The organism is Orbaceae bacterium lpD02 (assembly GCA_036251875.1).
GTDB classification, from domain to species: Bacteria; Pseudomonadota; Gammaproteobacteria; order Enterobacterales; family Orbaceae; genus Orbus; species Orbus sturtevantii.
In genome coordinates this window covers 70,657-84,217 of record CP133960.1, presented here as the reverse complement: position 1 = coordinate 84,217, position 13,561 = coordinate 70,657, and the positions used below count along the sequence as shown (strand labels likewise).

The 13,561-nt window shown below is 38.6% G+C and carries 13 protein-coding genes and 1 other annotated feature; of the genes, 10 read left to right on the top strand and 3 right to left on the bottom strand.

Annotated features, from left to right (window positions below; genetic code table 11):
- Window positions 1-242: 242 nt before the first annotated feature.
- The 10 genes from RHO12_00370 to RHO12_00325 all read left to right on the top strand — a co-directional run bounded on the left by RHO12_00370 (window position 243) and on the right by RHO12_00325 (window position 10,399).
- Entirely contained in the window at window positions 243-1,274 is a 1,032-nt protein-coding gene (locus RHO12_00370; protein WVD66244.1) for an aminotransferase class I/II-fold pyridoxal phosphate-dependent enzyme, read from the top strand.
- Between the two features lie 101 nt (window positions 1,275-1,375).
- Window positions 1,376-1,501: a sequence feature (His leader region), on the top strand.
- Between the two features lie 55 nt (window positions 1,502-1,556).
- Window positions 1,557-2,456, top strand: coding sequence for an ATP phosphoribosyltransferase (gene hisG, locus RHO12_00365; GenBank protein WVD66243.1), 900 nt, complete (start codon window positions 1,557-1,559; stop codon window positions 2,454-2,456).
- A 4-nt stretch (window positions 2,457-2,460) separates the two neighbouring features.
- Entirely contained in the window at window positions 2,461-3,753 is a 1,293-nt protein-coding gene (gene hisD, locus RHO12_00360; GenBank protein WVD66242.1) for a histidinol dehydrogenase, read from the top strand.
- A gap of 2 nt (window positions 3,754-3,755) precedes the next feature.
- The gene (gene hisC, locus RHO12_00355) at window positions 3,756-4,838 is read left to right on the top strand and encodes a histidinol-phosphate transaminase (protein ID WVD66241.1); all 1,083 of its coding nucleotides are present in this window, start codon (window positions 3,756-3,758) and stop codon (window positions 4,836-4,838) included.
- On the top strand, window positions 4,839-5,906 hold the full coding sequence (gene hisB / locus RHO12_00350; protein WVD66240.1) for a bifunctional histidinol-phosphatase/imidazoleglycerol-phosphate dehydratase HisB: 1,068 nt from the start codon (window positions 4,839-4,841) through the stop codon (window positions 5,904-5,906).
- Window positions 5,906-6,493 (top strand): imidazole glycerol phosphate synthase subunit HisH, encoded by a 588-nt coding sequence (gene hisH / locus RHO12_00345; protein ID WVD66239.1) that lies wholly within the window; start codon window positions 5,906-5,908, stop codon window positions 6,491-6,493. The genes hisB and hisH overlap by 1 nt, the downstream gene beginning before the upstream one ends.
- Before the next feature lie 5 nt (window positions 6,494-6,498).
- Window positions 6,499-7,248 (top strand): 1-(5-phosphoribosyl)-5-[(5-phosphoribosylamino)methylideneamino]imidazole-4-carboxamide isomerase, encoded by a 750-nt coding sequence (hisA, locus tag RHO12_00340; GenBank protein ID WVD66238.1) that lies wholly within the window; start codon window positions 6,499-6,501, stop codon window positions 7,246-7,248.
- Complete coding sequence (gene hisF / locus RHO12_00335; GenBank protein WVD66237.1) at window positions 7,230-8,006, top strand: imidazole glycerol phosphate synthase subunit HisF; 777 nt, start codon at window positions 7,230-7,232, stop codon at window positions 8,004-8,006. The genes hisA and hisF overlap by 19 nt, the downstream gene beginning before the upstream one ends.
- Complete coding sequence (hisIE, locus tag RHO12_00330; GenBank protein ID WVD66236.1) at window positions 8,000-8,611, top strand: bifunctional phosphoribosyl-AMP cyclohydrolase/phosphoribosyl-ATP diphosphatase HisIE; 612 nt, start codon at window positions 8,000-8,002, stop codon at window positions 8,609-8,611. Before hisF ends, hisIE begins: the two co-directional genes overlap by 7 nt.
- A gap of 117 nt (window positions 8,612-8,728) precedes the next feature.
- Window positions 8,729-10,399, top strand: a complete 1,671-nt coding sequence (locus RHO12_00325; GenBank protein WVD66235.1) for a DUF2971 domain-containing protein — start codon at window positions 8,729-8,731, stop codon at window positions 10,397-10,399.
- Between the two features lie 242 nt (window positions 10,400-10,641).
- Here RHO12_00325 and RHO12_00320 read toward each other — a convergent pair whose 3' ends face one another.
- The 3 genes from RHO12_00320 to RHO12_00310 are packed head-to-tail and all read right to left on the bottom strand — an operon-like array spanning window position 10,642 to window position 13,542.
- Window positions 10,642-11,910, bottom strand: a complete 1,269-nt coding sequence (locus tag RHO12_00320) for an MFS transporter (protein WVD66234.1) — start codon at window positions 11,908-11,910, stop codon at window positions 10,642-10,644.
- Between the two features lie 10 nt (window positions 11,911-11,920).
- A complete protein-coding gene (locus RHO12_00315) occupies window positions 11,921-12,538 on the bottom strand; it encodes a 2-dehydro-3-deoxy-6-phosphogalactonate aldolase (GenBank protein ID WVD66233.1) in 618 nt (205 codons plus the stop codon).
- Complete coding sequence (locus RHO12_00310) at window positions 12,535-13,542, bottom strand: 2-dehydro-3-deoxygalactonokinase (protein ID WVD66232.1); 1,008 nt, start codon at window positions 13,540-13,542, stop codon at window positions 12,535-12,537. The genes RHO12_00315 and RHO12_00310 overlap by 4 nt, the downstream gene beginning before the upstream one ends.
- Window positions 13,543-13,561 lie beyond the last annotated feature (19 nt).

Genomic DNA, 13,561 nt, shown 5'->3' with positions numbered 1-13,561 from the left:
AAGTGTATCTGTCTAACTATCGTTATTAAAAACGATATCACAAGCAAAATTTTTACCTGCATCAAAAATACGATTAATTGTAGCGAATTATTCTACTGCTAATAATCTATCAACTTCAAGCCGTTTAAAGCATCATAACGGGTTAATTACAATTTAGTGTAACTATCATCAATAGAGAGTATAAATCGTTACGGTTTATCGATATAATTTACGTCAATACAATATTAATAAAGGATATAATTATGTATAGTTTTACTAACGATTACAATGAAACCGCTCACCCTAAATTATTAGAATCGTTACTAAGCCAAACTAAACAAAAAAATAGTGGTTACGGCTTAGATGACTACTGTCAGCTTGCTACACAGCAAATTAGAACATTAACCGACTCGCCTAAATCCGCAGTACATTTTCTTCCAGGCGGAACTATCACCAACTTAACCTTTATTAGTCATGTGCTTCGTCCTTACCAAGCTGTAATTGCTGCGAGCACTGGTCATATTGCGGTACATGAAACTGGCGCTATTGAGGCTACCGGTCATAAAGTTATTACCGTTGAAGGTGTTGATGCAAAGTTAACGCCTGAATTAATTAAACCGATTCTCGATGAGCACTGTGATGAACATATGGTTCAACCTAAAATGGTTTATATTTCCAATACCACCGAGCTAGGTACGATTTATAGTAAACAAGAGTTACAACGATTATATCAATTTTGCCAGCAACACAATTTATACCTCTACCTTGATGGAGCAAGGCTTGCGATGGCATTAACCGCTGAAGCTAATGATTTAACTTTCAAAGATTTAGCACAGTTAACTGACGCATTTTATATTGGTGGAACTAAAGTCGGGGCTTTTGCTGGTGAAGCGCTAGTGATTAATAACCTAAATTTAAATCAAGACTTTCGTTTTACGATGAAACAAAAAGGCGCAATGATGGCCAAAAGTTGGATTTTAGGGTTACAATTTTTAACGCTACTACAAGATGATCTTTATCTACAATTAGGGGCTCACAGTAACAAAATGGCAAAAACGCTACAAACTATTTTTACTGAGCACGGTTTTACATTTAATATTCCCCCAAAAACGAACCAACTATTTGTCAATATTCCCAATGGGTTAATTGATGATATCATGCAAAATTATTGTGTTTATTCTTTTGGTCAACCCGATAGTGAACATACTTGCTTACGTTTTTGTACCGCTTGGTCGACAACGCAAGATGATATCAATAAATTTCAGACCTATTTCAAAAAACTTATCCAAAAATAACTTGCGAAGCCAAATAAAGTGTTATATGTTAATGACACTTTACTTTGGAATTACAAGATTATTATGAATTTACTTTGCGCCTTTGTTTTAAACAATAACAACCATCATCACCATTTCCCGCAATAGTCTTCGGGCGTTTGGTGCTGGAAGACAATTGTTCTTCCAGATGCGCGCAAAGAAAGTTACAAGAGAGCCCTCGGAAGAACAACTTCCGAGGGTTTTTTTTATGCTTTATTGTCAGGCTTTTCAAGATTACTTACTATTATACAATTGGAGAGAAAGATGTTAGATAATTCACGTTTACGTATCGCCATGCAAAAATCAGGTCGCCTTAGCGACGAGTCAAAAAAATTATTAGCACAATGCGGCATTAAAATTAATCTACAAGAACAACGCTTAATTGCTTTTGCTGAAAATATGCCAATTGATATTTTACGAGTACGCGATGATGATATTCCCGGCTTAGTGATTGATGGCGTGGTTGATATTGGAATTATCGGTGAAAATGTTTTAGAAGAAGAAGTACTAGATCGCCAAGCTGAAGGACAAAACCCACAATATAAGCAGCTAAGACGGTTAGACTTTGGCGGTTGCCGTTTATCGATTGCCGCACCAAGGGATTTTAATTATCAAGGCCCTAAATGTTTACAAGATTTACGCATTGCAACCACCTATCCTCACCTACTAAAACGTTATTTAGCTCAATATAATGTCACATTTAATACTTGTTTGCTCAATGGCTCAGTTGAAGTCGCTCCTAGAGCTGGGCTTGCTGATGTGATTTGTGATTTAGTTTCTAGTGGCGCAACGCTTGAAGCAAATGGTTTAAAAGAAATTGAAATCATTTACCAATCTAAAGCTTGTCTAATTCAACGCAGTGGTCAGCTTGAAAAAGATAAACAAGCACTAGTTGATAAACTACTTACGCGTATTCAAGGTGTTATTCAAGCACGTGAATCAAAATACATTATGTTACACGCGCCAACTGATGCACTTGAGCAAATTGTTGCCCTACTTCCTGGCGCTGAAGACCCGACTATTTTGCCATTAGCAAATGAAAAAAAACGAGTCGCATTACATATGGTTAGTAGCGAATCGCTATTCTGGGAAACAATGGAAAAATTAAAAGCACTCGGGGCTAGCTCTATTTTGGTTTTACCAATTGAAAAAATGATGGAGTAACAAAATGAGATTAACCTATTGGCAAGACTGTTCCCCCGCGGAACAACAAGCATTATTGACCAGGCCAACCTTAAGTCAATCATGCACCATTAGTCAATCTGTTAGCGAAATATTAATGCAAGTTAAAAATGGCGGCGATGCCGCATTAAAAACATTAAGCCAACGATTTGATAAAGTCGCACTGAGCAATCTAAAACTCAGTAGCAACGAAATTGACCTTGCCACCAAGCGCGTAAAAACGGAGCTAAAAAATGCGATGCAATTGGCGGCTAAAAATATTGAAATTTTTCATAGCGCGCAGAATAGGGAAACGATTACGGTTGAAACAATGCCTGGAATAAAATGCCAACAGATGACGCGACCAATTCGATCTGTAGGGCTATATATTCCTGGCGGCTCTGCGCCGTTATTATCAACCGTTTTAATGCTTGCCATTCCGGCTAAAATTGCCGGTTGCAATAAAGTAATGTTATGTTCACCACCACCGATTGCCGATGAAATTTTATATGCAGCTAAACTTTGTGGCGTGACTGAAATTTATCAAATAGGCGGAGCACAAGCCATTGCAGCGATGGCATTTGGCACTGAAACCATACAAAGCGTTGATAAAATTTTTGGTCCTGGTAATGCATATGTTACTGAGGCAAAACGTCAGGTAAGCCAACAAATTGATGGCGCCGCGATAGATATGCCCGCTGGTCCATCTGAAGTGTTAGTTATTGCTGATAGTGGTGCAAATCCAGCATTTATTGCTGCAGACCTATTATCACAAGCCGAACATGGTCCGGATTCACAGGTGATCTTACTTACTCCAGATGAAGAACTGGCTAAATCAGTCTCAATGGAAATAAGTAAACAGTTAGCATTATTATCACGCAAAAATATTGCCTGCCAAGCCCTGCAAGAAAGTCGGCTAATTATCACTAAAGATGTTAACGAGTGTATTAAAATTAGTAATCGCTATGGACCTGAACATTTGATTATTCAGACGCGTGATGCCGCTAAGTTAGTGGATGAAATTACCAATGCCGGCTCGGTGTTTTTGGGTGATTGGTCGCCTGAATCAGCAGGTGATTACGCGTCTGGTACTAATCACGTATTACCGACTTATGGTTATACGGCAACTTACTCAAGCCTTGGACTTGCTGACTTTCAAAAACGTATGACAGTACAAGAATTATCGCCTACTGGATTACTTGCTATTGGCAAGGCTGTTGAATTAATGGCGGAAGCGGAGCTATTAACTGCACACAAGAATGCAGTTACATTAAGGCTTACAGAATTAAAAAAGAGGTAAAAATGACTAATTCAATCGATATAAACCAATTAGTACGCAAAAATATACGTGAGCTTACGCCTTACCAATCAGCTCGCCGTATTGGCGGTAGTGGTGATGTTTGGTTAAATGCTAACGAATACCCAACAGCCCCTCATTACCAACTCACTCAGCAAACGCTTAATCGCTATCCCGAACAACAACCCGAACAAGTTATTAATCGTTATGCTGATTATGTTGGTGTCAAAACCGAGCAACTGATTGTTAGCCGCGGTGCGGATGAAGCTATTGAACTATTGATGCGCGCCTTTTGTGAACCTGACAAAGATAGTATCATCTATTGCCCGCCGACTTATGGCATGTATTTAGTTAGCGCTCAAACATTAGGAATTAACTGTAAAGCGATTTCGCAAACTGCCGATTGGCAATTAGATTTAACGGTAATTGAACAGAATCTTGCTTCAGTTAAATTAATTTATGTCTGCTCACCTAATAATCCAACCGGTAATTTATTAAATCCCGACGATATTAAAACGTTACTCGCAATGACTAAGGGTAAAGCTTTAGTGATTGTTGATGAAGCCTATATTGAATTTTCAGCAGCAAACTCGGTTGTAAGCTGGTTGGCAAATTACCCACATTTAGTGATTTTAAGAACACTATCCAAAGCCTTTGCCTTAGCAGGTTTACGTTGTGGTTTTACCATCGCAAATAAGCCAGTGATTGATGCGCTACAAAAAGTTATTGCGCCCTACCCACTTGCCGTTCCGGTGGCAGATATTGCAACCCAAGCATTGAGCCATGAAAACTTAACAACAATGAAGTTACAAGTGCGCAACTTAAATAAGCTTAAAGAACGTTTTATCGATAAGCTAGATTCACTTAATATTGTTGAACGTATATATCCAAGTTCAGCAAATTATATTTTAGTGAAATTTAACGATCCGCAAGTATTTAACTACTGCTGGCAACACGGTATTATTTTACGAGACCAAAATAAACAAATAGGCCTAGAAAATACTATTCGCATTACAATTGGTACCCAAGCTGAGTGTGATGCCGTTATACAAGCTTTAACTCATTTTGAACGTCAAGAGGGTAAATAGATGTCACAGAAATATCTTTTTATTGATCGGGATGGCACCTTAATCTCTGAACCACCAACCGATTATCAAGTTGATAGATTTGAAAAATTGGCTTTTGAAGCCAATGTGATCCCAGCGCTACTAAAGTTACAAGCTGCTGGCTTTAAACTGGTGATGGTGACAAATCAAGATGGCCTGGGCAGCGATAGCTATCCACACGCTGATTTTGCTGGTCCGCATACTTTAATGATGCAAGTATTTGAGTCACAAGGTATTAAATTTGAGCAAGTTTTAATTTGCCCCCATTTTCAAGCTGATAATTGTGATTGCCGTAAACCTCATATAAAACTCGTCTTACCTTATCTACTCGATGGTAAGCTTGATAAACAAAATAGTTATGTAATTGGCGATCGCGAAACCGATATTAAATTAGCTGAAAAAATGGGGATAATCGGCTTACGCTACAACCCAGTCACTTTAGACTGGAACGAAATAACACAAAGATTAACAACAGTTGACCGTTACGCCAAAGTAGAACGCAATACCAAAGAGACAAAAATCTTAGTTGAAGTTTGGCTTGACCGTCAAGGTAATAGCAGCATTGATACAGGCATTGGATTTTTTGACCATATGCTCGACCAGATTGCTGTTCATGGCGGAATCAAACTTAACATTCAAGTTAACGGAGACTTACACGTAGATGACCACCATACTATCGAAGACACAGGACTAGCCCTTGGTGAAGCGTTAAAACTGGCATTAGGTGATAAACGCGGCATTACTCGCTATGCATCAGTTATTCCGATGGATGAGTGCTTAGCCAAATGCGCGATTGATATCTCCGGCCGCCCTTACCTGCAATTTTCAGCGCAATTTAGCCACCAAAAAGTGGGCGATATGAGCACACAAATGGTTGAGCATTTTTTCTATTCAATTAGTTATGCTATGGCGGTAACACTGCATATTGAAACAACAGGCGATAATGACCATCACAAAGTTGAAAGCCTATTTAAAGCCTTTGCTCGAACATTAAAACAAGCGATTAAAGTTGACGGTAACAGCTTACCAAGTTCAAAAGGAGTACTGTGATGAATGTGGTCATTCTTGATACTGGCTGCGCTAACTTATCATCGGTTAAATATGCGATTGAACGTTTAGGTTATCAGCCAACCATCACCGCGCAGCCCGAGCTAGTTTTGCAATCAGACAAACTATTTTTACCGGGAGTTGGTACGGCTAAAGCCGCGATGGAACAGCTTAAAGAACGTCATCTGATTGAACTGATTAAAGTCTGCACTCAACCCATATTGGGTATTTGTTTAGGCATGCAGTTAATGGCAAAACACAGTGAAGAAGGTGATGTTGATACATTAGGCTTTATTGATGAAACTATCATCAAAATTCCTGACCACGGTTTACCTTTGCCTCATATGGGCTGGAATAAAGTTTACGCGAAAGCAGGCGATCACTTGTTTCGCGATATTCCAGAAGGGACTTACTTTTACTTCGTACATGGATACGCATTACCACTATGTTCAGCAACTATAGCAGAAACCAGCTACGGCGAAAGCTTTACGGCAGCCGTACAAAAAGACAACTACTTCGGTGTGCAATTTCATCCCGAGCGTTCTGGCACAGCCGGTGCAAAATTACTGAAAAACTTTTTGGAGATGTAGCCGTTATGTCAAATCCAATTATTATTGCCGCATTAGATCTAATTGATGGCAACGTGGTACGTTTACATCAAGGCGACTACGGCCAAAAACGTGACTATGGCCGTGATCCATTAGCCAAATTACAACAATATGAAGCACAAGGCTCGACCATTTTGCACCTCGTTGATTTAACCGGCGCTAAAGATCCTAACGCAAGGCAAATTCTGCTGATAAAAAAATTGATCGCTGGCGTATCGATTCCAATGCAAATTGGCGGCGGTATTCGCAGTGAAGAAGATGTAGAGGCTTTATTATCAGCTGGTGCAGCACGTGTAGTGATTGGCTCCACCGCGATCAAATCACCCGAGCGGGTTAAACAATGGTTTAACGCCTATGGCGCAGAACGGTTGGTGTTAGCGCTTGATGTGCGCATTAATGACAATGGCCAAAAACACATTGCCATTCATGGTTGGCAAGAATCATCTAGCCAAACCTTGGAAGCCGTGATTGAAGATTTTTTACCTTACGGTTTAAAGCATGTGCTTTGCACCGACATATCAAAAGATGGCACCCTTGCGGGCTCAAACGTTAAGCTGTATCAAGAAATCAGTCAAAAATACCCAACGATTGCACTGCAAGCATCAGGAGGGATCGGCAGTTTAGCGGATGTGAAAGCACTAGAAGATAGCGGCGTAAATGGCATTATTGTTGGAAGAGCACTACTTGAAGGTAAATTTACGTTACAGGAGGCAATCACATGCTGGCAAAACGGATAATCCCCTGCCTTGATGTTAAAAATGGCCAAGTGGTCAAAGGCGTTCAATTTCGTAACCATGAAATTATTGGCGATATTGTGCCGCTGGCAAAACGCTATGCGCAAGAAGGCGCTGATGAACTGGTGTTTTATGATATTACCGCGTCATCTGCTGGCCGTGTGGTTGATAAAAGTTGGGTTGCTAAAGTTGCAGAAGTGATTGATATCCCCTTTTGTGTTGCCGGTGGCATTAAAACTATTGAAGATGCGAGCCGTATTTTATCATTTGGCGCCGATAAAATTTCAATCAACTCCCCTGCGCTTGCCGATCCAAGTTTGATAACTCGCTTAGCTGATCGCTTTGGTGTGCAGTGCATTGTCGTGGGCATTGATACTTGGCACGATGAAAAAACCAATGATTATCATGTGTATCAATTTACTGGTGATGAAAAACGAACGTTTGCAACAACGTGGAATACCCTTGATTGGGTTAAAGAAGTGCAGCAGCGCGGCGCAGGTGAAATCGTCCTTAATATGATGAACCAAGATGGCGTTAAAAACGGTTATGATTTAAGCCAGCTAAAAGCCGTGCGCGAAGTCTGTCATGTGCCATTAATTGCGTCTGGCGGCGCTGGCGCAATGGTACACTTTTTAGCTGCTTTTCAAAATACCGATATCGACGGTGCTTTAGCCGCTTCAGTTTTTCATAAACAGATAATTAATATCGGTGAACTTAAACACTATTTATTTGATAATGGAGTCGAAATACGCTTATGTTAACAACACAGCAAATCAGCCAACTAGACTGGCAAAAAGTCGATAATTTAATGCCAGCAATTATTCAACATGCGATTTCTGGCGAGGTATTAATGCTCGGTTATATGAATAAAGAGGCATTAACAAAAACCATCGAATCCAGTAAAGTGACCTTTTATTCACGCACTAAAAGCCGCCTTTGGACGAAAGGCGAAACTTCAGGCAATTTTTTAAATATGGTGAATATCACCGCTGATTGCGACAATGATACCTTGCTGGTACTCGTTAGTCCCGTTGGCGCGACTTGCCATACGGGTAGCAATAGTTGCTTTAGCCCTGCTCAGTCGGACTGGGGATTTTTGTTTGAGCTAGAACAACTGATTGCCTCACGCAAAAATGCCGATCCTAAATCATCATATACCGCCAAATTATATCATGATGGCACTAAGCGCATCGCACAAAAAGTCGGCGAAGAAGGCGTTGAAACTGCTTTAGCGGCAACCGTTAATGACCGTGAAGAATTAAAAAATGAATCCGCCGACCTGATCTATCATTTACTGGTATTACTGCAAGATCAAAACCTAAGTTTAAGCGATGTGATTGGTATTTTAAAATCTCGTCATAAGTAATATAACCAAATAACGAATTAGTGATTAAATAATGACAGCTCCGATTATTTTGAGAACAATCACATAAATAATTATCTAATTAGCATATAATTACGCTAATAATATTAAAGGATTATTATGATGACGGAAGAAACACTAGAGCAAAAAATTGCTAGATTAAGTAGTATACAGCCTAGTGATAGTGATTATGCGGAATCTCAATTTAAGTTAGGTGCTATTTATCAAAATAAAAAAAAACCTGATATAGCAATAAAATATTTTGAAAATATATTATATGATGACAATCCGCAAACATATACCAAAGCTCAATTTCGTTTAGGTCTTATCTGGCAATATGAAGAGGTCGGTGGGAAGAAGATAGATCTAAATATTGCCAGCGAACATTATCGAAATGTACACAACAAAGACAACTCTATATTGTATGTCGCAGCTCAATTTAATTTAGGAATTATTTGCTATGCTCAACAAGATTTTAACGATGCTAAGAGTCACTTTAGCAATGTATCTCATATAAAGTATGACTTTAGTCTTTATGTTGTAGCTCAATTTCATTTAGGAATTATTTGCTATGCGCAACAAGATTTTAACGATGCTAAGAGTCACTTTAACAACGTATCCTATATAAAAGATGGCTTTAGTTTTTATGCAGAAGCACAAATTAAACTTTATTTTTTAGCTAATGAGATAACAGAAGGGAAAGAAATAGCATCCTCAAAAGACATTCAACCACTGATTAATAGCATTACAAAAATTTATAACGCTTGCAAAGAAATACGTGACGAACTATTCATCGATGTTTATAAAAATAATCACTACGAACAAACCATTGCCCATTACACTAATCCCAACGTGTTATTTTCACTACTTAAACAAGCAAGCTTATTTCGGCTTAACTTAGTCGATTTTATGAATGACCCAAGCGAAAATAAAGTACTGCTCAATTGGCTCAATATTAATCCTTCACAAACAAATCCTGATATTAAAAACTTTGTCGCAAGTTTTTCATTTAACCATAATTCGCTGAACCAGTTTAGGTTATATGGTTTAGAAGATAATCAACCAGGATCAGGGGTTAGCCTTACCTTTAACAAAGAGTTTTTTTGTGATGAGTTAGATAAAAGTATCGATCTTCAGGCAATTACTAAATCGCCACAAAAATTAATTAAGTCCGATATTGTAAGTGAACAACAATCAAAGTGTGATCAAACTATTTTCCCCCTACCGCTATACCGCTGCATCTATTTCGATCCTGACACCAATTATCTTGCTTTAGCCAAACGCAGTAAACAATCGTTTTACCTAGAATATAAATCGGAGAAACCCGATGAAATAGATAAAAAATGGCAAGATTATTTAAAGTCATTAAAAGAAAAGCAAAAAATTAAAAATATTAGAGGGCAATTAGGTAAAATTCAAACTGAAATCGAAAAATTAACAAAGTTAATTGATAAAAATGGATGGCAAGTAACCTTAAAAGATATTAACCAGCTTATTGCCCTTGCCACGATGCCAATAGCCAGTTTAGTTAAACATGCAGCTTTTGAAGATGAAAATGAGTGCCGTATTTTTTATGTAACTGATATTGGTGACGATAAAGTTAAAATGGGTGAACAATTTGACTTGTGTAGATATATTTACTTAGAGTACGATAATATTGCCACTCATGTTGATAAAATTTATCTTGGTCCAAAATGTCAACCACAGCATAAACTATGGTTAGATAATCATAATAAAAAGAATAAACTCAATATCCGCCGAATAGTCCAATCCATTATGCCACTGCAATAAATCACAATCACCGATCACTGGTGATTGTTGTCAGATATTTGGTCGTGCTAAATGAGCGATTTTAAGGTATTGATTGCTTGCCTCGCACCTTCACGTAAAAATTTTGCATCACAGGTTAACGCAACTAGCGCAAAACCCCGTTTTATATACTCAGCTACTTTTCTGGTGTTGGGGAAAACGTTGCCATAATCCCCTTTATATTGATTCTCTGACGATATTCAACTCGTCAGAGTAAAATAGCATTACTCTCCGATTGGTTTCTTAACCAAGAAGATATAGGCCAAAGCAGAAGCGAATGCCACGCAAGAGCTAATTATCAACGCAAATTTAAACGAGCCGGTATTTTGCACGATATAACCCGTTACAATTGGTGCGAAAGAGCCGGCTAAATAACCGCCGAAATTTTGCAATCCACCTAAAAAAGATATTTGCCTTGATGCAATTACGGTAGAGACTAATACCCAAGCTGAGCCAGATGCAAAAGTTAAACAAAATTGGCTTGCACAAATAAAACTTACCGCCATCGTTGCATTTGAAGCATAAGCCGCGGGAATAGTAAATAGCCCTGCTAAAATTAAACTAATCGCGGCTTGAAATTTACGGCATCGAATAATATCAAAGCCTTTTTTAGCGAAATAATCCGCTACATATCCCGCAGTAATTGTACCGGCAATCGCGAAAAGGTAAGGTATCATGACCACAAAACCGGTTTTTGCAATGCTCAAACCATATTCATGTTCAAGATAAGCAGGTAACCAGGTTAAATATAACCAAATCATATAAATGACGCCCATAAAACCGATAATGATGCCCCAAGTGGTTGTATGAGATAATAATCCTATTGACTCTTTAATTGTCGCTTTACCTGCTTTGCCTTTTGGGCTGCCTTCATCTAAAGACTGTTGTTCTTGTTTGGTTAACTCAACTGAATCTCTATTTCGGTACATAGCGAGCCAACCAATGCTCGCCAAAATACCTAAAACGCCTAAAATAACAAACATCCATCGCCAACCGAAAGTCACCATTAAAACAGTCAAAATAGGCGGCGCTAAAGCAGGGCCAATACTTGATGAAGAGTTAAAATAACCGGTTGGTTTACCGCGTTCTTTGATATTGAACCATTCACCAATTGATTTTGCACCAGCCGGAAACTGCGGCGCCTCGCCAATTCCTAGAATCAATCGACATACAAATAATGCATGGAAGCTATGAACCAACCCACAAGCAACTTGCGCAATTGACCAAAAAAGTAGACCCGCACCCAAGGTAATCCTTGAGCCTATTTTATCAAGTATGATGCCAACCGGTAACTGCGCAAATGCATAACTTAAGGAGAATGCTGATAACAAATACCCCATTTGAATTTGCGTTAAACCTAGCTCTCCACTAATAGCGGAATTAGCAATCGATAAGGCGCTTCTATCCAGATAATTAATTATCCCAGCAATAATCAGGAATATAAGTGTAATTCTCTGAATTTTCTTTATTTTAGGGGAGGTAAGAATACTCATTATTATTTCCTTATTTAATCAAATTTTTGTAGGCTTTGATAAAAGCTTGGGCTTTTAATTTCGTTATTTCGGTAGTTTGTCCCGCTTGATATAAATCACTGCCTAAACCAGCTCCAATGCAACCTGCATTAATATAGTCATGCAGGTTATCTGGAGTGATCCCTCCCACAGCAAAGACGGGAATATCTTTAGGTAAAACAGCTTTAAGTGCTTTGATGTAACTTGGACCAAATGCCACCGACGGGAAAATTTTAAGGTTCTGTGCGCCTGCATCAATAGCCTCAAACGCTTCGGTTGCCGTTGCACAACCAGGACAAACAACCATGCCGTATTTAACTGCTTGTGTAATTACGGCTGGATTAATATTGGGCGTAACGATTAACTTACACCCTAATTGGTTTAGCTCATCGACATGCGCTGTGTTTAAAACTGTTCCTGCGCCGATTAAAGCTTTGTTGCCAAATGTATTCACTGCAATCGCGATACTTTTTTGCCAATTTGGCGAATTTAGTGGAATTTCAATCGTATCAAACCCTTCTGCAATAAGAATTTTGATATGCTCAAAAACTTCTTCTGGTTGTATTCCTCTTAATATCGCAATCAAAGGGATGTTTGTTTTCCAACTCATAATGGGTTACCTCTGTTTATCGACTGTTCAACTAGCGCAATCGCGCCAAGACCTGAAAGTGGAGGATAATTTTCTTCAGCAAAATCGATAATTTCGCCAGTAAAAAAATCATCATGTTTGGTTAAAATGAGTAAGGCTTCTCTAAGTATCTTTTTGCCACAAATAACCATCTTGGTATGACGACAACAGCTTAATGCTTCACTATGCTTAATTGCCTGAAGATCACAATACAGCACAATACCCAATAAAAAATTGGCTTTTTGATTAATGGTCAATTGGCTAAAAAGGTCTAAAATACGGATAGAAAAACAGCTCCGGGTAATACCTACTTTTTGACAATATTGCGCGCCTTTTAATAAATACTCTTCTTCTATTGAACTGGCAAATTGATGGTTTAATGAATTTGCCAATAGCGTTTGTTGGGTAATAATATCAATGAACTCACCGGCAAGCGTGGTTGCACAAGCAATAATTTCATTATTGTCATTAACTTTAACAAACTTCGAGTGAGAACCAGGCAGAATAATTAATGCGGGACCCTGTAAACTTAGTAGCGATAAGACACCAATGGCTTCAATTTCTTCACCACGCATCATATCCATTAGTTCACAGTTATCTAAATTAACGTCATCGATAGCATTTTTTACACCAGGAATAAACCAAATAGGATGATTAATAATATCTGGAAGTATTTTACTCACCATTCCTGCCGCTAGCTGTTGCTGGCTAACCGGAGCTGTTAAATGTGGAATTTCACATAATCCCATATTTGATGTAATCATCCCTGACGCAACAATAACAACATTGTCATAACAACGAATCTCTTTTTCAGCCAACACCGTCATTAAACCGCGTTTTACGGCTTGGGATAATTTATCGTTACTACCGGTTATGGCAGTATCTCTAACACCAACTACGTCACTTGCCTGCCCAATAACCGTATTGTTTTCCCATAATTTGACTCTGGTATTAGTCGTCCCTGAGTCAATTGTCACTATATACATAAGATTTCCTTTGCTTTTG